The 23505-nt window shown below is 56.9% G+C and carries 19 protein-coding genes; 8 read left to right on the plus strand and 11 right to left on the minus strand.

Features of this window, described 5'->3' with window-relative positions:
* Positions 1-14: 14 nt before the first annotated feature.
* Positions 15-1505 carry an aldehyde dehydrogenase family protein gene (locus tag JM93_RS05310; protein ID WP_145341154.1) on the minus strand — a complete coding sequence of 497 codons (1491 nt, stop codon included), beginning with the start codon at positions 1503-1505 and terminating at the stop codon, positions 15-17.
* Entirely contained in the window at positions 1502-3166 is a 1665-nt protein-coding gene (locus JM93_RS05315) for a GMC family oxidoreductase (protein ID WP_244300765.1), read from the minus strand. Before JM93_RS05315 ends, JM93_RS05310 begins: the two co-directional genes overlap by 4 nt.
* Positions 3167-3244: 78 nt before the next feature.
* Between JM93_RS05315 and JM93_RS05320 the strand changes: the two genes are divergently transcribed.
* Entirely contained in the window at positions 3245-4147 is a 903-nt protein-coding gene (locus tag JM93_RS05320; protein ID WP_145341155.1) for a LysR family transcriptional regulator, read from the plus strand.
* Here JM93_RS05320 and JM93_RS05325 read toward each other — a convergent pair.
* Positions 4144-4350, minus strand: a complete 207-nt coding sequence (locus tag JM93_RS05325) for a hypothetical protein (protein ID WP_170230541.1) — start codon at positions 4348-4350, stop codon at positions 4144-4146. The genes JM93_RS05320 and JM93_RS05325 overlap by 4 nt on opposite strands.
* Before the next feature lie 76 nt (positions 4351-4426).
* Between JM93_RS05325 and JM93_RS05330 the strand changes: the two genes are divergently transcribed.
* The 4 genes from JM93_RS05330 to JM93_RS05345 all read left to right on the plus strand — a co-directional run bounded on the left by JM93_RS05330 (position 4427) and on the right by JM93_RS05345 (position 9503).
* Positions 4427-5200, plus strand: a complete 774-nt coding sequence (locus JM93_RS05330; RefSeq protein ID WP_145341157.1) for a hydroxypyruvate isomerase family protein — start codon at positions 4427-4429, stop codon at positions 5198-5200.
* A gap of 78 nt (positions 5201-5278) precedes the next feature.
* Positions 5279-6598 (plus strand): ferredoxin reductase family protein, encoded by a 1320-nt coding sequence (locus JM93_RS05335; protein ID WP_145341158.1) that lies wholly within the window; start codon positions 5279-5281, stop codon positions 6596-6598.
* A 256-nt stretch (positions 6599-6854) separates the two neighbouring features.
* Complete coding sequence (locus JM93_RS05340) at positions 6855-8174, plus strand: NAD(P)/FAD-dependent oxidoreductase (protein WP_145341159.1); 1320 nt, start codon at positions 6855-6857, stop codon at positions 8172-8174.
* Between the two features lie 3 nt (positions 8175-8177).
* Positions 8178-9503: an NAD(P)/FAD-dependent oxidoreductase gene (locus JM93_RS05345; protein ID WP_145341160.1), complete on the plus strand. Its 1326-nt coding sequence runs from the start codon at positions 8178-8180 to the stop codon at positions 9501-9503.
* On the opposite strand, the gene JM93_RS05350 is transcribed toward JM93_RS05345, so the two are convergent.
* The 5 genes from JM93_RS05350 to JM93_RS05370 all read right to left on the minus strand — a co-directional run bounded on the left by JM93_RS05350 (position 9500) and on the right by JM93_RS05370 (position 15998).
* Positions 9500-9922 carry a DUF4345 domain-containing protein gene (locus tag JM93_RS05350; protein ID WP_145341161.1) on the minus strand — a complete coding sequence of 141 codons (423 nt, stop codon included), beginning with the start codon at positions 9920-9922 and terminating at the stop codon, positions 9500-9502. The two genes, JM93_RS05345 and JM93_RS05350, sit on opposite strands and share 4 nt — an antisense overlap.
* Before the next feature lie 86 nt (positions 9923-10008).
* Positions 10009-10557, minus strand: coding sequence for a fasciclin domain-containing protein (locus JM93_RS05355; protein WP_145341162.1), 549 nt, complete (start codon positions 10555-10557; stop codon positions 10009-10011).
* A 142-nt stretch (positions 10558-10699) separates the two neighbouring features.
* Entirely contained in the window at positions 10700-11932 is a 1233-nt protein-coding gene (locus JM93_RS05360; RefSeq protein WP_155197692.1) for a GNAT family N-acetyltransferase, read from the minus strand.
* A 101-nt stretch (positions 11933-12033) separates the two neighbouring features.
* Positions 12034-15126 (minus strand): EAL domain-containing protein, encoded by a 3093-nt coding sequence (locus JM93_RS05365; RefSeq protein ID WP_145341163.1) that lies wholly within the window; start codon positions 15124-15126, stop codon positions 12034-12036.
* A 155-nt stretch (positions 15127-15281) separates the two neighbouring features.
* Complete coding sequence (locus JM93_RS05370) at positions 15282-15998, minus strand: NUDIX hydrolase (RefSeq protein WP_145341164.1); 717 nt, start codon at positions 15996-15998, stop codon at positions 15282-15284.
* Positions 15999-16063: 65 nt separating this feature from the next.
* Between JM93_RS05370 and JM93_RS05375 the strand changes: the two genes are divergently transcribed.
* Complete coding sequence (locus tag JM93_RS05375) at positions 16064-16372, plus strand: EthD family reductase (protein WP_145341165.1); 309 nt, start codon at positions 16064-16066, stop codon at positions 16370-16372.
* A gap of 9 nt (positions 16373-16381) precedes the next feature.
* On the opposite strand, the gene JM93_RS05380 is transcribed toward JM93_RS05375, so the two are convergent.
* A complete protein-coding gene (locus JM93_RS05380) occupies positions 16382-17341 on the minus strand; it encodes a 2-hydroxyacid dehydrogenase (protein WP_145341166.1) in 960 nt (319 codons plus the stop codon).
* Positions 17342-17883: 542 nt separating this feature from the next.
* On the opposite strand from JM93_RS05380, the gene ettA reads away from it, so the two are divergent.
* Positions 17884-19533, plus strand: coding sequence for an energy-dependent translational throttle protein EttA (ettA, locus tag JM93_RS05385; protein ID WP_145341167.1), 1650 nt, complete (start codon positions 17884-17886; stop codon positions 19531-19533).
* Positions 19534-19685: 152 nt separating this feature from the next.
* Positions 19686-20558, plus strand: coding sequence for an endonuclease/exonuclease/phosphatase family protein (locus tag JM93_RS05390; RefSeq protein ID WP_145341168.1), 873 nt, complete (start codon positions 19686-19688; stop codon positions 20556-20558).
* Positions 20559-20654: 96 nt separating this feature from the next.
* Here JM93_RS05390 and JM93_RS05395 read toward each other — a convergent pair whose 3' ends face one another.
* Positions 20655-22328 (minus strand): hypothetical protein, encoded by a 1674-nt coding sequence (locus tag JM93_RS05395; RefSeq protein WP_145341169.1) that lies wholly within the window; start codon positions 22326-22328, stop codon positions 20655-20657.
* A gap of 157 nt (positions 22329-22485) precedes the next feature.
* Positions 22486-23280 (minus strand): substrate-binding periplasmic protein, encoded by a 795-nt coding sequence (locus JM93_RS05400; RefSeq protein ID WP_145341170.1) that lies wholly within the window; start codon positions 23278-23280, stop codon positions 22486-22488.
* Positions 23281-23505: the final 225 nt, after the last annotated feature.

Below are 23505 nucleotides of genomic sequence, written 5' to 3' on the forward strand. Positions count from 1 at the left end.
GGGGTCTGTCCGGTTCAGCTGGCGTTGGAGATCGTGATGCTTTTCACTTTGGTGTAGGCATCCAGGCCTTCCCAGCCCTTTTCGCGGCCGTATCCGGATTTGCCATTGCCGCCGAAAGGCAGCTCTATGCCGCCGGCCCAATAGTCATTGACGGACACCTGACCGCAATCGAGCGCTTGAGACACTCGCATCGCCCGGCCGACATCCCGGGTGTAAACGCTGCCGATCAGGCCGAATTCCGTGCCATTGGCCAGCCGGATGGCATCGTCTTCAGTGTCGAACACCTGAACCGCCAGGACGGGGCCGAAAATTTCCTCCTGAACAGCCGGATCGTCGAGCGGGAGGTCGGCAATGATCGTCGGTTCGAAGAACCAGCCGAGACCGGTTTCCGGGTCAGTCGTGATGTTGCCGCCGGTCAGAATATCCCGGCCGCGCGCCTTGGCGGCGTCCACATGCGCCTTGATCCGGCCGAGGTGTACTTCGGAATTGACCGCACCCATGTCCGGGTTTTTCAATCCGTGGCCGACTTTGAGTGCCTTTGCTTTTTGAACAAGCAGGTCAATGACATCGTCGCGGATCGATTTGTGAACGACCAGCCGTGACCCAGCCGAACAAATCTGGCCGGAATTGGAGAAAATCGCCCAATAGGCGCCATCCGCGACCGCTTCCGGGTCTGCGTCCTCGAACGCCACCAAAGGCGACTTGCCGCCCAGCTCCAGCGTAAGGCGGGTCACATTTGGGGCCGCCATCTGCATGACGTTGACACCAGTGTTCACCGAGCCGGTAAAGGTCAGCTGCTTGATGCGCGGGTCTTTTGCCATCTGCGCACCTACCTCGGACCCCAGGCCGGTAACCACATTGACAAGCCCTTCCGGAACGCCCGCTTCGGTGAGCAGCCCGGCCATGACAAGCGCGGTGTAAGGTGTCGTTTCGGCGGGTTTGGCAACGACCGAGCAGCCCGCGGCCAGCGCAGGTGCCACCCCGCGTGCGAAGGTTGACGTCGGATAGTTCCAGGGAATGATGTGGCCGGTGACACCAACCGGCTCGCGCACTGTGAAGGCAGTGTTGGCCGTACCCAGGTTGACGGATCGGCCGTCGAGTTTGTCGGCCGCCCCAGCATAATATTCAAACAGGCGGGCCGAGCCGGCAACGTCGCCTTGCGCCTCCGCAAGCGTTTTGCCGCTGTCGACGACCTCCAGCACTGATAGCTGGTCTGCATTTTCGCGCAGCACCCGAGCAGCGTTGTTCAGGATCCGGCAGCGCTCGGACGGCGCGACCTTGCGCCAACTGGCGGCTGCCTTTTCCGCGGCCGCGATCGCCTTGTCCATGTCGGACGCGCTGCCGAGCGCGAAACTCCCGAAGGCCTCTGCACGGGCCGGGTCGAAGCTTTCCATTTTTTCGCCGGAGCTGCCGGCGACGAATGTGCCATCAATGAAATGGTTATCGGGCAGATTGTCGATCTGGCCGGACTGCAGATAGGTGTCGGCAAGATGTTGGACGCTCATGCAAAAACTCGCTTTCTGTCTTCAAGAACGATGCTTGCGCCCTTCAGCGCCAGCATCATGGTCGGGGCGTTGGTATTGCCCGCAGTGATATATGGAAAGGCGGACGCATCGATGACGCGCAGCCGGTCAACGCCATGCACGCGCAATCGGTTGTCGGTGACAGAGGTCTGCGCGCTGGTGCCCATGCGGCAGGTTGAAACCGGGTGGTAAACGGTGCTCGCCCGGTCGCGGAAGTCTCTCAGCAGGGCCGCATCGTCCATGGTCAACAAGTCGGGAGCAACCGGGGATTTTACAAGCCCGCGCAGTGCATTTGTTGCCATGATCTTCTGGCACAGCCTGCCACCAGCGATGACGCTTTGCCGGTCTTCCTCCGTCGAAAGCGTGTTGGGCTGGATGATTGGCGCCCGCAACGGGTCCGCGCTTTGAACATCGATGCGGCCACGGCTGGTGGGGCGGGTCGGTTGAGCGCAAATGATAAAGCCCGGAAACGGATCGATGGTCAGTTTGGTGCGCGCTCCAGCGGAGATCAGCTTGTAGCTGATCGGATTGAAATAAAGCTGCTGATCCGCCCGGTTCAAGCCGGGATGGCTACGCACAAATCCGCCGCATTGATTGACACTCAAGGACAGCGGTCCTTTGCGGGTCATAGCATAGGTGAGGGCTGCCTTGGCCTGGCCGTAGTAGCTTCCAAGTGTCCGGTTCAGTGTGGGTTGATTGGCTTCGAAGACATAATTTACGCCCGTATGATCCTGAAGATTGCCGCCGACATTCGGATTGTCGACGAGAACCGGCAGGCCAAGTCCGGATATGAGAGCGCCCGGACCAATGCCCGAGAGTTGCAGGATCTGCGGCGAACCGATTGCACCGGCGGACAAGATGACCTCGCCATCGGCCATAAACCGCCGTCCGTCTGTTAGCTCTATGCCGCTCGCGACGCCATTTTCAACGAGGACCCGCATTACATGGGCGGCGGTGGCCACTTTCAGGTTGGGCCGGCGGCGCGCTTTTGCCAGGAACGCACGGGCCGAGGAGCATCGCCGGCCGTCCTGCGTGTTGATCCGATAGACGCCGCCGCCCTCCGGGTCGGGGCCGTTCATGTCCTCGGTCAATGGCAAACCCGCTTCCGCAAGACCCTCGAAGAAGAAGCGGTTCACGGGGTGGATCTGGTCAGACACATCCTGAATATGGAGCGCGCCTTGTCCTTGCTTTGTGCCATTCGGCGCAACACGGGTTTCCAAGGCTTCAAACCACGGCTTGACATCTTCCCAGCCCCAGCCTTGCGCGCCGGATGCGTCCCAGTCCTCGAAATCCGAAGGCAGGCCGCGGCAATAGACCATGGCATTGATCGACCCTGAGCCGCCGATCAACCGCCCGCGCGGCCATTTGATGCGGCGCCCGGACAGGCCATCATCTGGCTCGGTCAGAAACTGCCATGTGCGCTTCGGGTCTGTGTTCAATTTGCCGTAGCCGAGTGGCAACGAGACCCAGGGCGAGCGGTCGCTGCCGCCAGCCTCGATCAAAAGCACAGTAACGTCAGGATGCTGCGAGAGTTGCTCCGCCAGAATACAGCCTGCGGACCCTGCGCCAACAATGATGTAGTCGAACGTTTCCAAGGCGTGTCCAATCCTTGCCAAAATACAGCTTTGATCGATGCTCAGCATCAAAATCGCTCTGTTGTCTGGATTCTGGAAACGAAAAATGATTTGGTCTGACATCGAAAAAATTTGAAGGAAAACGCTTTGAGCCAAATCTTGCCGCCGCTCAATTGGTTGCGCTCATTCGAAGCTTCTGCCCGGCTGGGCAATTTCACCCGGGCGGCAGAAGAACTTTTAATCACGCCGGCCGCGGTCAGCTATCAAATCAGGTCACTGGAAGAGCATCTCGGCTACACGCTGTTTGACCGGTCTCACCGCTCGTTGGAGTTGACGCGTCTTGGCCAGACCTATCTGCCATCGGTCGCCAAGGCGTTTTCCGATTTGTCGATCGCAACCGTCAGCGTGTTCGGCCAAAGGGACATAAAACCGGTCCGGTTTCGTTGCTTGAACAGCTTCGGTCAATTGTGGATGATTCCCCGCTGGCGGCAGTTTCAGACCCTTCACCCAGATGTGCCTTTGCAAATGATCAGCGCGTCCTGGGCTGAAACGCTCAATCCGGATCAGTTGGGCATCGATATCCGGTTCGGTGACGGCTCCTGGCGCGACGGGGCGGTCGACTTTCTGTTCAACGATCCGATTGTGCCCGTTTGCCATCCAGACCTCGCCCTGGATCCGAACGGGGACGTGCTGTCCCAGCTCATTGAAGCGCCGCGGCTGGACATTATGGGGGTGATCGATACTTGGGAGAGCTTTTTCCGCAATCTGGACCGGGATCCAGGTGTGCGGACACCCGGACTGCAGGTCGACCAGACGTTGTCTGCTCTGGAATTGTCCGCGCAGGGTCTTGGCCATGCGCTGGTTCTGGAAAGCCTAGCCCAACCCTATTTCGACACCGGGCGCCTGATCCGCTCCAGCGATCACAGGATTACCAGCCGCCACAGCCATTACTTGGTGACACCAGGCCCGAGACGCGGGCTTGCCCCCGAAGCGCAGGTCTTTTGTGATTGGCTGAAACGGGAAACTGCAACCCAGGTTTCGGGCGGTTAACCCGGATCTTTGCCGGTTCCCGGCATTTTCTTATAGGTGACCAAAAAGCTCCATGCCGCATAGACAGCGATGCCGCCGGTGATCAGTGCCCAGGTCTGATTCCCGTGGTAAAGCTCGACGCCCACCCATGCCGCGCAGACCAAAACCAAGAGGATACGCCGCCACAAAGGGTCGAAAAACGCGTGTGAAGTGTGCGCAGACAAAGTTTTAGCCCCTTGCAAATGCTGGCCGTCTCCATTTGGGTGGGAGATGCACCTCTTGCAAGGAGAAAGTCATCTCATGACCTTGTATTCGGCGAACTTGGGGTTCCTTTGGAACGAATTGACATTGCCGGATGCAATCCGGGCGGCCAAACGCGCGGGCTTCGATGCGGTGGAATGCCATTTTCCGTATGATTATCCACCCGAAGACATCGCATCGGTCCTGAACGAGACCGGTTTGCACATGATTTGTATCAACACATTTCCGGGAGATATGGCTGCAGGCGAATTTGGCCTGTCCGCCCTGCCGGATCGTAAACACGAGGCTCGGGCGGCGATCGATCAAGCGATTGCCTATGCAAAGGAAGTCAAAGCCGGGGCTGTGCATGTGCTGGCCGGCAAGGCCACCGGCCAAGACGCTCTCGACACGTTTATAGAAAATGTGCGCTATGCGGCCGACGCTGCCGCCGACGCGGGTTTGTGGATCTTGATCGAGCCGATGAACGACCGTGATATGCCGGGATATCTGGTGTCGACGCTGTTTCAGGCTGTGACGGTTCTGAAAGAGGCCCAACGGCAAAACGTGAAGTTGCTGTTCGATTGTTATCATGTGCAGATCACCGAAGGCGATCTTGCGACCAAGTTGCAGGTGCTCAAAGAGGTTTTGGGACACGTCCAGATCGCCAGTGTTCCAGATCGCGGGGAGCCGGGCCAGGGGGAGCTCAATTATCCGTTTTTGATGCAGGTTCTGGATATGATCGGATACAAAGGGTTTGTCGGGGCGGAATACAAACCGCGCACCAATACCGACGAGGGACTTGGCTGGCTTGCCGACTTCCGCGCAGCTGTTTGATTGAGATCATCGCGGGCAAGGCCCCCGCGCGCTTTGCTGCGCCGGATTGCATGTAAGACGTTGCATCCGGGAACAGCCATGAACGGTATCGCGCTTTCAGGTCTCTATCTATTTGTGGTGTTGATCCCACTCGGTCTGGCAATGGCCGGTATGCGGGAGCCGCGCGGGTTTTGGGATGAAGCCGCGTCCGGAATGGGCATGCTGGCTTTCGCCATACTGCTTGCAGAATTTTTGCTGTCCGGGCGGTTCAAAGCCATGTCCGGCGGTGTCGGTATGGACATTACCATGCGCTTTCACCAATTGCTGGCGCGCAGCTGCCTGGTCTTGGCAATCCTTCACCCCTTTTTCTATCAGACGCCGTTCGGACGCGCCCTGCCTTACGATCCGACACGTCAGTTGACCCTGGCCGAGCCCGGTCTGGCGCTGGCAACGGGAGCTGCCGCCTGGGTGCTGTTGCCTGCATTTGTCCTGTTGTCGCTTGCAAGGGACAAGGTGTTCAAGACCTATGAAGGCTGGCGCTGGACCCATGGTCTCGGGGCGGCGCTGATCGCATTTCTGGCCTGGCATCACACGGTTTATGCCGGACGGTACGCGCAGGACCCGGCGTTGGCCGCTGTTTGGACCGGGCTTCTGGCAATCGCGCTGGCATCGCTCTTGTCTGTCTATCTGGTAAGGCCCTTGTTACAGCGCGCCAGACCCTGGCGTGTGGCGTCGGTGGAAAAGGTGGCCGACCGGACATGGGAGGCCGTTCTCAAGCCCGAGGGGCACAAAGGCCTTGAGTTCCGCGCAGGCCAATTCGGCTGGATTAATATGGGCCACAGTCCGTTTTCACTGGCGGAAAACCCGTTTTCGATTGCCTCGGCCCCGGCTGAGAGCGGTGTTTTACGGTTCATCATCAAGGAACTCGGTGACTTCACAAACACCATCGGAAATGTGCCGCCGGGAACCATCGCCTACGTCGATGGGCCTTTCGGCAATCTGACGATCGACGGAATAAAGGCAACGGGCCATGCGTTGATTGCCGGTGGAGTTGGAATTGCCCCGATGCTGTCCATTCTCCGCCAGCTGGAAGCCGAGCGGGACGACCGGCCAGTGATTGTGGTTTATGGCAACCGGATTGCGGATCAGATTGTTGCCGGGGCCGAGCTGCGTTCGCTTTGCTCAAAAGACAACCGGCATCTGGTCCAATGCTTGTCTGAGCCGCCGGAAGGCTGGGCTGGGGAGACGGGGATGCTTGACGGTGCGCTTGTCCGCCGTGTTTTCGGCAGCACGCCGGACCCGGATTGGCTGTACATTCTCTGCGGCCCGCCGGCCATGATGTCCGGAGTGGAGGTGGCCCTGATCGGCCTTGGCGTTCCATCCGATCGCATTCTCTTGGAGCGTTTTACATATGACTGAGCATGCGAAAAATAAAAACGCCGGACAAGGCCGCTTTTCGCAAATGCCGCAACACAAGCGGCTCCTAGGCGTTTGGTGGGTCCTAAACATGCTGGTGTTAGGTGCATTGGCCGCCTATGTTTTGCGCGTGCTCGCCCTGTCTTAGCGCTTGGATTTTTGTGATCACAAAATGCACTTGCTTTCCGCTGCAGTGCGTTCGAAGCTGCCGGTGTCGTGAATCCGCATCGGCAGAAACAAATGTTTCCGGAATTTGTGAATGTTCAGCAATCCAGATCTCTTGACCGCCAACGACCGCCAAGGTGTTCATGCACCTTCCTATTATGCTGCAACGGCAAACCGGCAGACCGATTACCCGCGGCTTGAAGGCGACGCCACGTGTGACGTAGGCGTGGTCGGCGGCGGCTATACCGGACTTTCAACCGCGCTACATCTTGCTGAACGGGGCCACAAGGTGGTTTTGCTGGAAGCGCACAAGGTCGGGTGGGGCGCTTCCGGCCGCAATGGAGGTCAAATCGGTCCGGGCCAGCGCGTGGAGCAGACGGTTCTGGAAAAGCGCCACGGTATGGCGCATGCAAAGGCGCTTTGGGACCTGTCGATCCAGTCCATGGACCTGATGCTGGAGCTCATACGAAAACACGAAATTTCCTGCGATTTTGCGCCAGGTGTGCTGCACGCGGATCACCGCGAAGACTGGGTAATGGAGAGCCGTGACTATGTCGAGCATCTGCGCCACGTCTACGGTTATGACAAGGTGCAGTTTCTCGACTACGAGAAGGTTCAGCAAATGGTCGGGAGTCCGGCTTATTTCGGCGGGTCGGTCGACTGGGGCGCCGGTCACATCCATCCGTTGAACTTTGCCCTGGGCCTCGCCGCTGCGGCAGAGGCGAAAGGCGTCCGCATCTGCGAGAACAGCCGGGTGACCGGATATGAGCCGGGGGCGACCGTAACTGTGACGACGGCAACCGGCACCGTCCGGGCCAAACACCTTGTGCTTGGCTGCAACGGATACCTCGGGACGCTGGACAAAACGACCGCTGCCCATGTGATGCCAATAAATAACTTTGTTGTCGCGACAGAACCATTCTCGGATGCCGATGCCCGGCAAGTGATCAGGGACAATGTGGCTGTCGCAGACAGTAAATTTGTGATCAATTATTTCCGCCTGTCGGCGGATAAACGGCTGCTGTTTGGTGGCGGCGAGACCTATGGGTATAAATTCCCGGAGGATATCAAGGAGTTTGTCCGCCGTCCGATGATCGAGATTTTTCCGCAGTTGAAGAACGTCCGCATAGACTACGGCTGGGGGGGGACGCTTGCCATTACCCCGAAGCGTATGCCGTATTTTGCCCGCCTTGCCCCCAATGTTCTAACCGCTACCGGATATTCCGGACACGGCGTTGCCATGGCGACGTTGGCTGGGCAGATCTGCGCAGAGGCAATCGACGGGTTGTCCGGCCGGTTTGACATCTTTGAGCGCCTCAAAGTTCCTGCGTTTCCGGGCGGAACGGCGTTGCGGTATCCGGTTCTAGTGCTCGCCATGACCTGGTTCTCTCTGCGCGACCGGTTGGGGATCTAGCTCATGCCGTTGCCGCCGGATACGGGCAGTCTGAATGTTGGCAGCTTTTGGGAAGAAAGCGTTGGAAGCATTCAGGAAGATCCGAAGCTGTTCGGTGAGGCGGCCTTTGATTTTGCCATTGTCGGCGCAGGTTTCACCGGTTTAAGTGCCGCAATTGCTCTCACCGGAGCTGGGGCATCGGTCTGTATTCTGGAGGCCGGCCGTGTCGGTTGGGGGGCTTCCGGGCGCAATGGCGGGTTTTGTTGCCTTGGGGGCAGCAAACTGAGCGACCGGCAAATGGTGCGCCGGTATGGCCTGGATCAGGCGCGCGCTTACTTTGACTATCAATGCGAAGCGATCGAGGCGGTTTCAAACCGGCTGGAAAGCTATCAGATCGAGGCTGACCGGCACTCGCACGGGGAAATCTATCTCGCGCACAGGCCGTCTGATTTTGCCGGTTTTGCGGAGGAAGCCCGGTTCCTGGACGACAGCTACGGTATAAAAGCCCGTGTTCTGTCGCCCGGGGACCTTCGTACCGAAGGCATTGCCGGTCCGGAGTTTCATGGCGGGCTTCATGTTCCCGTCGGTTTCGCCCTCAATCCGATGAAGTATGTTCAAGGTTTGGCGCGCAAGGCACGGGCGCGCGGCGTGCGGATTTACGCTAGATCTCCGGCAACTGGTATCGAACCGGCACTTGACGGCGCGTGGAGCCTTAAAACCCCCGAAGGCACCGTGCGGGCAGGAAAGGTGATCCTGGCCGGCAACGCTTATGCCCGCGAGGACACGCCAGCCTGGCTGAAAGGGCGGCTGTTTCCGGTCATGTCCAGTATTCTGGTGACCCGGCCACTGACGGATGCCGAATTGTCCGATCAGGGGTGGACATCGGATCTTATGGCATCTGACACGCGCACCTTGCTGCATTATTTTCGCTTGTTGCCGGACAGGAGGTTCCTGTTCGGAACGCGGGGAGGGCTGTTTGAGACACAGTCATCCTTGAGCCGCATGCATGCCGCCGCACGTGACGATTTTGATCGCATGTTTCCGGCTTGGCGCGGCGTCGAAACCAGTCACGCCTGGTACGGACATGTCTGCCTTACCCGCGATCTGGTACCCTATGTCGGGCCCGTGCCCAGGATGGATGGTGTTTTCGCTGCCATGGCCTGGCATGGAAGCGGTATCGCAATGGCGTCTTTGTCCGGAGAAAAGCTTGCCGAATTGGCCCTTGGCCGAATTGGCCAGGACAGCCTGCCTCAGGCGATCACTGCGCCGCCCCGGAAATTTCCGCTGCCGGCCCTACGCGGCGCTTATCTTCAAGGCGCTTACTGGTGGTACGCGCTGCAGGATCGCTAGCTGAGCTTTGCCAGGGGCTTTTTCCCCTCGGTTCGCTGGCCTGCAACCGAACGGCGGCTCCAGAGCAAAAGGTACGGGACGACCACCAGTTCCATGAACAAACCCACCGTGTGACCGGCTGACGGCAGACCTTCCAAAACAGCCGAAAGCAAGCGGCCCAGACCGCCTGCAAAAACGAGAATACACAGCATTTCGAACCGTGCCTGATAAGCTCCGATGCGCAAACAGCAGGACCAAAACCCGAGCCCGACAGCAAGAAAAATGGCAGACAGGAACCGCAGGTGACTGTCTGCATCAATGCCCGGCGCCGTGAGGTCAAATCCCGGAAAAGACGTGCCAAGAACCACGCCGGTCAGGCCTATGAATACGGGAATGAATGCAAGCAGGGCGACGAGCCCTTTGAAAACAGGTTGGTTCATATCAATGGTTGCCGGGAAATCGTACAGTCTTGCCCCCGCGCGCTTAAGCGCGGGAGACTAAAACCGGATTTTGGCGCCGATCCAGGTTATTTCGGCAGCAGGACGTCATCGACCACATGGATGACACCGTTCGACTGATTGACATCTGAGATGGTCACGCGCGCCGCGCCGCCTGCCTCATCGAAGATGTAGAGACTGCTGCCTTTGACGACGGCGGTCAGTGCATCACCGGAAACGGCTTGCATGTTATAGCGGCCGCCATTCGATTTCGCCCAAGTCATAAGGTCCTTGCCGGAGATGTCGCCGGACACCACATGGGCGGTCAGCACCTTGGTCAATTGACCCTTGTTCTCAGGCATCAACAGACTGTCGACGGAACCATCGGGCAGTTTTTCAAAGGCGCTGTTGGTTGGCGCGAAAACGGTAAACGGGCCAGGGGTTTGCAATGTATCGACCAGACCGGCCGCCTTGACGGCGGTGATAAGCGCGGTGTGGTCTTTGGAATTCACTGCATTTTCGACGATGTTTTTGGTCTCGTACATCGGAGCGCCGCCGACTTGCGGATTTGCAGCAACCAGGGTGGCCGCGCCAAACACAATCGCAAGGGCCGTTCCTAAAGTGAGATAAGCTTTCATCGTAGTCTCCTCCAAGTGGTCGCACCGCTGCCCGCCCGGTTTGGGCACAAAGCCAGCAGCAAACGTCACATGCAAAAGACACTTGAGCGGCCGGTTTGGATGCAGGCGCTTCGAAAGATTTTCCGATGACCTCATGCGAGCATTACAAAACGGGTGCCGTGTCCCTTGAGTTGACCACCGCAACATTGACCGGTGTCAAAATGTCAAAACCGAGATTTTGATAAAGCTTGATCGCGCCCTCGTTGTCGGCATAGGCGTGCAGGAACGGAACTTCACCGCGGGCTTCGATTGTCTCAGCGACACGAGCCGACAGAAGTTTTGCAAGCCCTTTGCCCCGGTGATCAGGATGAGTGCATACGCCGCTTACTTCGGTGTGGCCCTCGAGCTTAAGCCGTTCTCCGGCCATTGCCGCCAGTTGCCCATCGATCCTCAGTCCCCAAAAAGTGCCAAGTTCCGGCGTTCGCCGAAAAAACGGCCCGGGTTTGGTGAGTTCGGCCAGGGCAAGCATGTCTGCATGATCCGTATCTCCGAGCGGCTGGATCTTGAAGTCTTTCCGATGAACCGTGACTGATCGGCGTTTGATCAGGAGAACGCCTGTCGCGGTCTTTTCGGCGGTGAGGTCATCTGGCAGTGCAATTTCGTCAGCTTGCAAGAGCATCACCGGGCCGCTTCGGGTTCGGAGCAATGCGCTCAAAGCGGCCAGGCTTTCCGGTCTGTCGTCTTTTGTTGCTGCAAATGCGCCGATCTCTGGGTCAAACCGGAGGGCAGTGCCTTCCCCTAAGGAAAACACCCTTTGTCGGGTGGTCAGTGCAGACCAAATCGCACGCCGGAACGCTGGAGGAGCGCTGGCTTTTCCGTTTATTGCAAATGCGGGAAGAGCCGGTGCCTGAAATGACCAACTTGTTTCCTGTCTTTTTGCCAGTGGTTTGCTGAGAAGAGTGGTCTCCAATTGCTCGAGCTGCTGCAACAAATCACCCTGCAGGTCAGCGCAGGCATTGGTGACGGCCCGGGTGACTGCTGGCCAATGGTCTGCCTGCAGGCGGGAGACGAGAGCGGATCCGCTGTCGGTCAGCGCAAGCAGCGAAATGCGCTTGTCTTTTTTGCATGGCACGGCTGCGACAAGCCCCGCCGTCTTGAGGGCGTTTGTCATCCGTGTCACTCCGGGCTGGCTTTGGCCAAGGCTTTTTGACAAAGCGCTGACGCTCATAGGCCCATGGCGCGCAAGTGCGGCTAGCGCAGGGTTTTGGGGCACTGCGGTCCCCGTGGTCCCGATGTCTTCCATCAGATCAGCGGTTTGTGCCTGCAGCAACTCGCCAATTCGTTTCAACCGGCTGCCCAGCGAGGTGTAACCCAGCTCTTTTAAAATGTCGTTCATGGTGCATCTCTCGAACCTCTTCGCATTTATATAACATGTTATATAAATGTCGATAGGACCTTGGCGGAAAAAATGGCCGAGTGTGGCTTGAAGTTATTGAGCTAGTTTGCCGACGCCCGCCTGGGGGCGCTGTTGCCAAGCGGATTTCCGCTTTCCCATGTGCGGTACCAACGCTCGACGGCGGCTGCAGGCATTGGCTTAGCGAAAGCATATCCTTGAGCATACCGGCAGCCATGGGTTTTCAGCAATTCCGCGTGCGCGACCGTTTCAACGCCCTCTGCGAGAACCTTGAGATCGAACACCTGCCCAAACGAGATAATCAGTTTCAATATCTCCTGATCTTGAGGGTTGTTCACGCTGTCCCGCACAAACCCTTGATCAATCTTGAGCGTATTGACTGGCAACTGTTTGAGGTAGGCAAGTGACGAATAGCCGGTGCCGAAATCGTCGATCGCGAAGGTAACGCCAAGATCCCGGCAACTACGGATCACATTCGAAACATGATCAAAATCCTTGATCGCATCCGTTTCGAGCAATTCTATCTCCAGTTTGCCTGGCGAAATCTCGGGATACCGGCCCAGCTGTGATCTGAGTTTGATTTCGAAATCGTCCGACGCAATTTGAAGGGCACTGGCGTTGATACTGACTGGAAAATCGAGGCCGGTTTCCTGCCACGCTGCAATCTGTTTCAGGGCAGTTTCCATCACCCAGTCGCCAAGCGGAAGAGCGAAGTGGGCGTGTTTTTCAACCGGAGGGAGGAAGTCTGCCGGAGACAGCAGACCACGCACCGGGTGCTGCCAACGCAGCAAGGCCTCGCAGCCGATCACTTCGCCGCTCTCAAGGTCCACCTTAGGCTGGTAAAACAGCTGGAACTGGTCGTTTTTAAGCGCGTCACCCGCGTCCTCGATGCGGGCATAAAAACAAGCAAGTTGCTGGTCTTGCAGCGGATCGAAAAACCGGTAACGGTTGCGTCCTGCAAGCTTTGCTTCATACATGGCTTGGTCTGCCTGCCGCTCCAGCTGATCCGCTTCCATGGGCAGGTCTTGGGGAAAGAATGATACGCCTATACTGGCGGAAACCGCAGCGGGACCGGATGCCTTTTCAAGATTAAATTCCTGTGCCGCTATGGATAGAAGGCGGTCCAAAGTGCCGATGCAATCGGTTTGGGACGGTAAGTCCGTGATCAGCGCAACGAATTCATCGCCGCCGATGCGGGCCAGGGTGTCTTCCGTTCGCAAAACGGATCTGAGCCGCTTGGCCATGGCAACAAGAAGTTCGTCGCCTGCGGCATGTCCGTGCGTGTCATTGACGGTTTTGAAACCATCCAGGTCAATAAATGCGATGGCCATGTAGTGCCCATGGCGCCGGGCTCGGGCCATGGCCTGGCTCATCTGGTCCTCAAGCAGAACCCGATTTGGCAGTCCGGTCAATTTGTCATATCTGGCCAGATGTTCGAGCTGCTTTTCGTGCGCTTTCAACTTTGAAATATCGGAAAACAGGCCAATGTAATTGGTCACATTGCCGTCTTTGTCTTCCACGGCGCTGATGGTCAGCATTTCCGGATAGACCTCACCGGTCTTCTTCCGGTTCCAGATTTCGCCGCGCCACATGCCCGTGGTCTGAAGTGTTTCCCACAGAGAATTGTAGAAGGCCGTATCTTGCTTGCCAGAGTTCAAAACACTCGCGTTGCTGCCGAGAACGTCAGACCGGTCGTAGCCGGTAATCTCCGTAAATGCCGCGTTGACATCGAGGATGGTGCCAGAGGCATCGGTGCTCAGGATCCCTTCGTCAGCCGAGGTGAAAACGCTCGCGCTCAGCTTCAACGCGTCTTCCGCGTTTTTCTCGCGGGTGATGTCGATGGCCACGGCGTAAACTAGTTGGCGGCCAATATCAGAACGGGCCGACCAGCGCAGATCCTTGTAAATCCCACACCTGCAATAGTACCTGTTGACGAAGCCATCGACCGCTTCTCCGTCCCTGAGTTTCGAAAAGACAGCCAAGGTCTCTTCGACATCCTGCGGGTGGACAAGTTGAATAAACGGGCGAGAAACCAACTCCCGGGAGGAATAGTCGAGTAAATCCGACCACGCTCCATTATGGCGCAGAATATTGCCGTTGAAATCAACGATCAGGTTCAGAGATTGTGGCTGATTGAAGAAAGCTTCCAGATCGTTCTGACTGCGCTTGCGCTCATCTACTTCCCTGGAAAGCTCCTCGGTGCGCTTTTTGACCCGGATCTCAAGCGTCTCGTTCAAGTGGATGAGTTGCTGCTGCGAAATTGTAAGCCTTTTGTAAAATTCGCGGAGCATCATGAAGCGCCACAAGAAGAAGCCCATTATCAGAACGATCATGGCGCTCAACATGGCTGCATGAACGCGCTTTTCCGTCCAATACGGCTCTTCCTGACCGTACCATTTTGTGTAGATCTGTTGATAAGCCGGAGAATAGACAAACGCCGCAACTGCCGAACTGAAAAGGGCGTGCAGGTCGGTTCTGTCTTTATTAAAGTGCAGTCCGCGAGGGACTTCTTTTAGCGGCGTTCCGATTTGTGTGATCCGGTCAGCGACGCCATGACTGCGGGCGAGGGAATTGAACACGGTATCAGGATAAACAACGGTATTCACGGCGCCGGACAGCAGACCGAGCAAGGCGTGCTCTGCATCGTCATACCCCGTCAGGGAGAGGTCTTTGCGTTCGCGCAGCAGGAAAAGGCCTGCGTTGCGCTTGACGACCCCAATTTGTTTGCCGTGAAGCGCTGCTGCGCTTGTTGCAGCAACATTGCCGGTGCGTACAAAAGCTACAATCCGGAACGTCTCCACCGGCGGGGTGAACAGATTGTCGGAGAGGCGCTCGGGTACGATGCCGCTGTTCGGGATAAGATCAGCTTCACCCTGTTCTAAAAGCGCGATCGCATCGACAAAAGTCTCCGCAATAACATAGCGGACCGTCAGCCCGAGCGTATCAGCCAGGTGGTCCAGTACATCAATCGCAAAGCCCTGCGGCTCTCCTTTGTTGTTGAGACTGTATTGCGGTGGCCAGTTTGCCGGAACAACCGCGATGACCTCGTCTCCATTCGGCAGCGCGGTGCCGGGCCTTTCAACGGGTGCCGCAAGCGCATTCACTGTTTGCAGCAGTAGCAAGGCAATAATGAAAACAACAGTGTTAGCCGCTCCAAGCAGCCTTGCCTGCGTCATATCGAATTCCGCGCCGATGCGCTTCGTTTAAGGTCCCAGTTGAATAGTCCGCAGAATTTTCTGACGGTAGAGACCCGTTATTCGGACGAGTTATTGGTAAAAAGGTGAAGATTTGCATAAAATTCCGAACTATCAGTACGAATACGTGTCGTGATCTACTTTGGGTTTAATGTATCGTTCCGTTGTCGTCTTTCGTGTACTTGCAGATGGGGCTTTGCCAAATGCAAGCACAGAAGATGGTAGCTCTGCTGAAGGAAGCCCGGCGCACTTACCGTTTCCAAGGGAAGTAACTTGATCTTGATATCTTCGTGCTCGTCCAACGACCGCTTCCCGTCCGGTACAACGCCTCTGGCCAAATAATAATGCACCTTGTTGGTTTGGTTCCGGCAATTGGCGTAGGCTGCCCCGAGCGCCACCATGTCCTTCGTGCGATAACCGGTTTCCTCCTCAAGCTCGCGCATGGCAGCCGTCTTCGGCGACGGATCCGTGTCGTCAACGACACCTCCAATCAGACCGGTCAAGACCTTATCTGCTCCGTGGCGGTATTCGCGGACACACACCACCTCCCCGTCCGCTGTAATCGGCAGCACGCATATCCATTCCGGGTTCTCTTGCACATAAAACGGCTCGACGATCTGGCCGGAAGGGGTTTCATAGGTTCCCGCACGCAGGCGCAGCCATCGGTCAGCGACCGGAAACCGGCTTGAAAGAAGGGTCCAGGGTTTGATCATGGCAAAGCCACCTGTTGCGTGATCGATAGGGCTGAACAGCATGGGCAGGATTGGTTTGCAACCAAAACCGCTCGACCACCCGCAAGAAGGGAGGCTGTGTCCGTAGTCTTCTGCTGCAAGCCTGTTGACCTCGTACGGCATTCGCGTTTGCAATGTTGCCCGTCAGCCAGGTAGCTGGCACACCCCGAGCAAGTTCAGGAGGGCAAATGGCCGTTTCACTACAAGTGTTGTATCCCGTCGGCGCTGACACCACGTTTGACTATGACTACTACACATCCACTCACATGGGACTGGTCGAGCAGCATATGGGGCCGTTCATGACCTCGGTGCAGGCCTGCAAAGGCCTGTCCGGCGGACCTGACACACCGCCTGAATTTTACGCGATTTTCACGGCAGTTTTTGAAGATCAGGAAAAGTTCAGCGAAGCGATGGCGGCCGCAGCGCCCGTTCTGGCCGACATTCCCAACTACACCAACACCAAGCCGCAAATGCTAATCGGCGAAGTAATCGGCTGAGACCGGGTGTCACAGCCGGGTCATTTCAGGGACCGGCGTCAGTGCTTTCCCGGTCGCAAACCAGCTCTTCAGGTTGTCTACCACCAGTTGTCCCATGGAATTGCGGGTTGCCTGCGAGGCTGATCCGACATGGGGCAAAACGGTCACCCTGGGCAATGCCAAAAGAGCTTCGGGGACATTCGGCTCATCCTCGAAGACATCCAGTCCGGCGCCATAAATCGTGCCGGTTTCCAGCGCTTCGATCAGCGCCGCCTCATCTATCACCGATCCGCGGCCGACATTGATCACGATGCCGTTCGGTCCCAGAGCTTTCAGGACGTCTGCATTGACCGCGTGATGGGTGGCGGCGCCCCCTGGTGCGACCACCATCAGGGTGTCGCAAGCTTCTGCCAGTCCTGTCAGAGTGGCGTGATAGGGATAGTCGACACCTTCCTGTTGTGTACGGCCGTGATACTCGATGTCTAGGCCGAAGCTCTCAGCCCGTTTGGCGATCGCTTTGCCGATGCGCCCGAGGCCAAAAATGCCCATGCGGCGCCCCTGCAATGTGGCCTGGGTCAGCGGGTACGGCCCTTTCCCGGTCCAAGCGCCGGCGCGCAGCCATTGTTCGGCCTGTCCGAGTTCGCGCACGGTCATCAACAAAAGACCGAGTGCCGTGTCGGCGACTTCTTCGTTCAAAACATCCGGTGTGTGCGTAACCATCACCTTGGCCGCCAGGCAATCGGCAACGTTGATGTGATCATATCCAACCCCGAAACTGGCAACGATCTCCGCATTGGGCAAGTCAGCGAGAAGCGTATTGCCCATGGCCACGAAGCCATTGGCAACGCCGCGGATCCTGCCGCCGATTTGCGCCAGCATTGCGGTGCGGTCGTCTGCCTCATAAAGCCGGTGCACGGTAAATGCCTCGTCCAGCTGCTCCTCGACGATCGGCAGCATTTTGCGGGGCAGCAGGATATCGGGCTTGGTCATGGAAAAGGTCCGGGGGCAGGGGCGGGAAGTGTACAATCTGAAGCCCCAGCTTACGGTTTTTCCAAGCGCAGGAAAGAGAAAATCGGCCGCCGGAGGGAGCGGCCGCAAATGGCAGCGGTTCGGTGCAATTTGTGTGATGGGCCAGGCCCCGTTTGGATGCTAGATTGTGTCTAGTGCAACAGAATGGACATCGAAGCGGCGAACAAACCGGCTTTCGGCATCGTGGACGGTTGGTTGGCTGCCCGCGCGGGGCGGAGACAACATTGGATGGCAAGTTAGGGGTACCGCTCTTTCGTCTAACCGCCTGCATGTCATCCAACACTCAGCGAAATGGGGATCCCGGACCCTCCTAATCCCATAGCGATTTGTTTCTGTACTCAACGGAAGCCGTCCGACCAGCGGCGCTCCACGTCCCGACCACACCACTCCTGCCGGTGTCAGTTTGCATTCCCCCCATTGCCCCGGCGCCCAAATTCCCCTAAAACGGCGCCATATTTTTAAGAAGAATCCCGACATTCCAACCTGCGGAGACGACGAGCCCCATGGCGCGCCAGTTCATCTATCACATGCATGGCCTGTCAAAGGCCTATAACGGCAAGAAGGTCCTCGACAATATTCACCTATCATTCTACCCGGATGCCAAGATCGGTATCCTGGGCCCGAACGGTGCCGGTAAGTCGACGCTTTTGAAGATCATGGCGGGGATCGACAAGGAATACTCCGGCGAGGCCTGGGCCGCTGAGGGTGCCAAGGTCGGGTATCTGCCTCAGGAGCCGCAGCTCGACGAGAGCAAGTCCGTGATGGAAAACGTCATGGAAGGCGTTGCCCACAAGCAAGCCAAGATCGACCGTTATAACGAACTGATGATGGACTACTCGGACGAGACCGCCGAGGAAGCCGCCCAGTTGCAGGACGAGATCGACGCCCAGGACCTTTGGAACCTGGAAAGCCAGGTGGAAATGGCGATGGAAGCATTGCGCTGCCCGCCCTCCGATGCGGATGTGGCCAATCTTTCCGGGGGTGAGCGCCGCCGCGTTGCGCTTTGCAAGCTGCTGCTCTCCGAACCCGATCTGCTCCTGCTCGACGAGCCGACCAACCACCTGGACGCGGAAACCGTTCATTGGCTGGAGCGGCACCTGCGCGAGTTCAAGGGCTCGGTGCTGATCATTACCCACGACCGCTACTTCCTTGACAATGTGACGGGCTGGATCCTGGAACTCGACCGGGGCCACGGCATTCCTTACGAGGGCAACTACTCCGTCTATCTGGAGAAGAAAGCAAAGCGCATGGAGCAGGAAGGCCGCGAGAACATGGCCCGCTCCAAGGCGATCTCGAGAGAGCGTGAATGGATGGGTATGTCGCCGAAAGGCCGTCAGACCAAGTCAAAAGCACGTATCCGGGCCTTTGAAGACCTGCTGGCCGCTCAGGAAGAACGTCAGCCAACCATCGAACAGATCATGATCCCGGTTGGCGAGCGCCTCGGGGCCAATGTCATCGAGGTCAAGGGTGTTTCCAAGGGCTTTGAAGACCGGCTGTTGATCGACGATCTGTCGTTTAAACTGCCGCGCGGCGGTATCGTCGGCGTGATCGGCCCGAATGGCGCTGGTAAGTCGACCCTGTTCAAGATGCTGACCGGCCAGGAAAAACCGGACAATGGTGAAGTGGTCGTCGGTGACAGCGTCCACCTGGGCTATGTCGACCAGTCCCGCGACACGTTGGATCCGAACAAAACGGTCTGGGAAGAGATCTCCGACGGCAACGAGATCATTTATCTCGATGACAAGGAGATCAACTCCCGCGCTTACTGCTCGTCCTTCAACTTTAAGGGCCCGGCTCAACAAGCCAAGGTCGGCGACCTCTCCGGCGGTCAACGCAACCGCGTGCATCTGGCAAAGGTGCTGAAAAAAGGCGCCAACGTTCTCCTGCTCGATGAGCCGACCAACGATCTCGATACCGAGACCCTGGCAGCGCTCGAAGACGCATTGGAAAACTACGCCGGTTGCGCTGTGGTCATCTCGCACGACCGGATGTTCCTCGACCGTCTGGCCACACACATGCTCGCTTTCGAAGGCAACAGCCATGTGGAATGGTTCGAAGGCAACTTCGAGGACTACGAGAAGGACAAGGTGCGTCGTCTTGGTGCCCACGCGGCCGATCCACGCCGCATCAAGTACAAGCCGCTGACCCGGTAAAAGGTGCTGGGCAGACAAAAAGACATTTGGCGGGGCGTTTTGCGCCCCGCTTTTTCGTGCTCAGGAGCTTCATGCAAGTCTTTTTAAATGGTGCTTTGACCGTTTTTGTCTGTTGCGTCGGCATCGCAGCAGCGGGGTCCTTGGGCTGGCCTATGGATTTGTTTTCCCATTTCCAAGTGCAAGCGCTCCTTGCAGGTGTGGGGTTTGCAGCTGTTTTTGCTGTCCTTAGAGCACCGCGGCGGGCAGCATTGTCGGCCTTGTGCGCCTGCTATGCATTCTGGCAGATTTCAGGTTCGGTCACCTGGCATGCAAAGGCCGGGGAGCATTTTTCTGCAGGGCCTACGATATCCGTGGTTGCGGCAAATCTGTTCGGATCGGCTCAAGCGCTGAACGCTCTGGAGCAGCGGGCAAACATGCAAAGCGCAGATCTGGCAATTCTGACTGAACTTCCGGCACATGCCTCGAACGCCAATCGCTTGGCACTTCTGCACCTTCCTTATCTTGCCGGGCGCCCCAACCTTGCCGGTCCCGGCCAGCCGTCAACGGTGATCCTGTCAGCCTGGCCACCCAAAGAACAGACGTTGGTCAAGGTCGGCCGGAATCCTGCTGAGATTGTCCGCGCACGGTATTGTCCAGACGGCCTGCGCACTTGTTTTTCAGTCTTTGCTCTTCATCCTTTGCCGCCGCTGAGCCCGCGTTTTTATGATCAACAAGAGGCTATTCTTGCAAGACTCTCGGTTGAGCTGGACGCGGCCGATGGGCCAGTCATTGTTGCCGGCGACTTCAACGCGACGCCGTGGTCCCCATTGTTCAAGCGTCTTTTGCGCTCTACTGGTCTTGAACGCGTCGATTGCGGCGGGTTCCTCAGACCAACCTGGTTGAGCACGACGCCCGGTCTTGGCCTGCCTCTCGATCATATTCTGCTGCGGGGGGACATTGTCGAAACCGGTTGTGCTGTCGGTCCGTTGTCAGGGTCCGATCATGCGCCGGTCCGGGCGGATCTAAATTTAATGGTTGATGACTAGCAGCTCTCGCTGGCTTGCGTTTCAGGCCATACCCCGGAGTTGCGCTCCGGGATATGCTCGCATGTCATCCGTATGGGCTGAACCAGCCGCAGAACGTCAAGCCGACGGCTTTTGTGGTGGCGTTGCGCCCGGTTTCCAATCCGTTCCGGCTGGCCAGGCAAATACATGCGGTGTTTTCTGGGGTTGCTCGACCGGTTTAGACAAGCAGTCCCCGGTGGCAACCTGACCGTTCTTGATCCAAATGTAATGCCCTGATCCTGGTCCATGAAATTCCATCTTGGTCCAGTGCGGCAGGTCGGGTAGAACGCCGCCTATGGCCCCTTCACCGCTTGCCTTGTAGGTCTGGCCGTCAATCACTACAGGTGCCAAAGCTTCGCACCCCGTTCCAAAACCGAAGGCATATTGGCCGGTATTGGGCCGCTTGTGGGTTTGGTTCTCATATGGGCCGACCCACAAATCAACTGTTCCGGACGAGATGTTGAACGGTGTTTTTGAAGGAACCTGAGCCGCGCTGGCAGGCCAGTTTGCCGGGTTTTCATCCATACTGAACCCATAGGCCGACCCGCCGTAGAAAATCGGCTGGGTGTTTGAAGTCCGGTAGTCTTTTCCGTCCGTATCGCTGCAATGCAGGAATTTTGCGTAATAGTGGCATGTTGAACCGGCTTTGTACCAGTTGGCGTCATTGTTCCAAGCCGTTGTGCTAAAGCCGTTGTTGGTGGATGCGCCATTCGGGTCCTTGACGCCGTCCAGAACGACGCCCCTGCAAATGGCCTCGATGAGGTTGTTCTGGAGCTGGGAGATAATGGGATCGGAACCATATCCCGGCGTTGTGAAGCCAGATTGCCGGAAGACGAATTCCGCGGTTCTCAGCCCAGATTCGGGTTGGAAAATGTATTTGTGTTCGCCTTTGATATCGAACTGGAAAGCGGTGGATGTGCAGTTTGCAGGAACCGCCGGTGGTGCGGATAAACGACTGGTATCCAATGCAATGCCCAGATAGTTGGCGGCTCCCAGCGCAATGCTGACCATATTGCCGTGTTTGAACAAGGCGGTCACAGTGTCGTCCCAGTAGGTGCTCAATGGGTCGGTTGTCGTGCCGCCATAGTTTGCGGTCTTTGCGGCAAGCATGTCGTTGGGGTCGCAAATCGCGAAGAACTCGTCACCAATCATAGGGGGGGTGTAGCCGCTACCAGGCAAAGCGCCGGTGTAGAGAAGTTCCTTGAAATATTCCGCGCCCTCAAAGTGTTTCTTTTCATTTTCGATGAATGCGGAATATGCACTTTGAACTTGTTTCCGGGTGACTGTTTCACGCACGCCATAGCGGTACATCGCGCCGTCCGGACCGGTTGCGGAAAACCCGAGATTGAGCCCAAAACCATTGACCGCGGACAGATCGAAGGCAGCGTTCATGCCGAATTCGAAGATGTCATATGGGCCGGCAGGCGCAACGCCAGGAGCCGCCATATATGGATATTGAGTGTAGGGTTTGGGCGAAAAATTTGTGATGGATAGAGGGGCAGGTTTGTCTTGCGAAACGACAAACATCAGCCGGTTGGCGCCATTTGTGGCCTCATCCAGTGTGATTGATGAGAGACTATCAACTTTCAGGAACGGGACACCGCCGCCCGCCGGAGGAGCTTCAAATGTGCCGTTGCTTTGCAGAACTTTGAACTGTGCGCTGTCGCCCCCATTGATCCAGCCGGTGATCCAGACTGTTCCACTCGCGGGTTTTAGCGCGCTATAATCTTTCAGATTGATGGTGATCGACATGGCGTATACCTCCAGTGTTTATGCAACCAAAGGTAAGTTACGCTAAGTAAATTTCCGATTAATTGTATTTTTCAATTTTCACGAGAGTTTTGTTCAATAGTTGTAGCCTAAACTTGCAAAAGTGCTTTTTTTGAAGGCTGGTAGCGCATTGGCCATCCTAGCTTCCGCCGCCAAGGTGCCTCCGCACGATGGTCTTGATTGTCCCGTCCTGTTTCATGGCAAGGATCACAGCATTGAATTGGGGAATGAAATCAGTGCCTTGTTTGTCTGCAAACGCCTTCGAGAACCCAACAAACGCTTGCTCTGTCTTTACCGGTTTGACCCGTTCGATCTGATCATAGCCGTGAGCTTCGATGTATCCGTCTGTAGCAACGCCATCCTGAACGTAGCAGTCAATTCGCCCATTTTGGAGTTTCCGAAGGTTTTCGTCGGTTCCGAGCGCTTCTTCAAGGCCAATTTTACCGGCGCGCACCATATCGAAGAATTCCGGGCCCGGTGTTTGGAACGAAGCGTTGTTGCCAAAGACAAGGTCCGCAAAGTCCATCGGGTATCGCCAGGTCTGCTGTGCGATCCCCTTTTTGCAATAAACGAAGGTTTCCTCGTCGTTGAACGGTTCTGAAAAGACCGCGATATACGGCCTTTCTTTGGCCTTATAGTAAGTTCCGATCACGCCATCGGCCGTGCCGGTTTCAACCTCATAAAGCGCCCTTTTCCAGGGAACAGCGTGTATTTCGAACCGGAAACCCGGCATTCGGCGATCCGCTTCCCGCATAATGTCGGTGTAAATGCCGGTTGGTCCGGTTTTTCCGGTTCCCATGTAAGGCAGGTAATCGGAATCTTGAACGAAATGGACGACGCTTTCCGGTTCGGCCGTGACCGGCGCGGCCTGTCCATATGCGAATGTTGCAGCCATGACTGCAAAATTGTATTTCGACAAGAGCCCATTGCGCATTCCAGCCGCCGATTGGCGTTGCCAATTCCGTATAGTTTCTCATTTTTCGATGAAATCAAGATCTTATTACACCACATCGTGGATTTTTAGAAAAAGAGTGGACCGAAGTCTTTGTGGCATGTCAAAATTCGGAATTGATACTCAACTTCTTTTCTCTTCTTTCTAGAGCCTGCGCGCAGGCGCAGTTCTAACCGGACCGGCCATACTTTGAGTAGCATTCGCGTT

It is taken from the genome of Roseibium hamelinense, from assembly GCF_007830545.1.
Lineage (GTDB): Bacteria > Pseudomonadota > Alphaproteobacteria > Rhizobiales > Stappiaceae > Roseibium > Roseibium hamelinense.

Bases quoted from the DNA above. Each gene is read 5' to 3' on its own strand.
- JM93_RS05380 (WP_145341166.1), bottom strand. From the start codon at position 17,341: ATGACCAAGCCCGATATCCTGCTGCCCCGCAAAATGCTGCCGATCGTC.
- JM93_RS05400 (WP_145341170.1), bottom strand. From the start codon at position 23,280: ATGCGCAATGGGCTCTTGTCGAAATACAATTTTGCAGTCATGGCTGCA.
- JM93_RS05310 (WP_145341154.1), bottom strand. From the start codon at position 1,505: ATGAGCGTCCAACATCTTGCCGACACCTATCTGCAGTCCGGCCAGATC.
- JM93_RS05355 (WP_145341162.1), bottom strand. From the start codon at position 10,557: ATGAAAGCTTATCTCACTTTAGGAACGGCCCTTGCGATTGTGTTTGGC.
- JM93_RS05315 (WP_244300765.1), bottom strand. From the start codon at position 3,166: ATGCTGAGCATCGATCAAAGCTGTATTTTGGCAAGGATTGGACACGCC.
- JM93_RS05365 (WP_145341163.1), bottom strand. From the start codon at position 15,126: ATGACGCAGGCAAGGCTGCTTGGAGCGGCTAACACTGTTGTTTTCATT.
- JM93_RS05395 (WP_145341169.1), bottom strand. From the start codon at position 22,328: ATGTCGATCACCATCAATCTGAAAGATTATAGCGCGCTAAAACCCGCG.
- JM93_RS05360 (WP_155197692.1), bottom strand. From the start codon at position 11,932: ATGAACGACATTTTAAAAGAGCTGGGTTACACCTCGCTGGGCAGCCGG.
- JM93_RS05340 (WP_145341159.1), top strand. From the start codon at position 6,855: ATGTTCAGCAATCCAGATCTCTTGACCGCCAACGACCGCCAAGGTGTT.
- JM93_RS05335 (WP_145341158.1), top strand. From the start codon at position 5,279: ATGAACGGTATCGCGCTTTCAGGTCTCTATCTATTTGTGGTGTTGATC.
- JM93_RS05345 (WP_145341160.1), top strand. From the start codon at position 8,178: ATGCCGTTGCCGCCGGATACGGGCAGTCTGAATGTTGGCAGCTTTTGG.
- JM93_RS05370 (WP_145341164.1), bottom strand. From the start codon at position 15,998: ATGCCGTACGAGGTCAACAGGCTTGCAGCAGAAGACTACGGACACAGC.
- JM93_RS05390 (WP_145341168.1), top strand. From the start codon at position 19,686: ATGGATTTGTTTTCCCATTTCCAAGTGCAAGCGCTCCTTGCAGGTGTG.
- ettA (WP_145341167.1), top strand. From the start codon at position 17,884: ATGGCGCGCCAGTTCATCTATCACATGCATGGCCTGTCAAAGGCCTAT.
- JM93_RS05375 (WP_145341165.1), top strand. From the start codon at position 16,064: ATGGCCGTTTCACTACAAGTGTTGTATCCCGTCGGCGCTGACACCACG.
- JM93_RS05330 (WP_145341157.1), top strand. From the start codon at position 4,427: ATGACCTTGTATTCGGCGAACTTGGGGTTCCTTTGGAACGAATTGACA.
- JM93_RS05350 (WP_145341161.1), bottom strand. From the start codon at position 9,922: ATGAACCAACCTGTTTTCAAAGGGCTCGTCGCCCTGCTTGCATTCATT.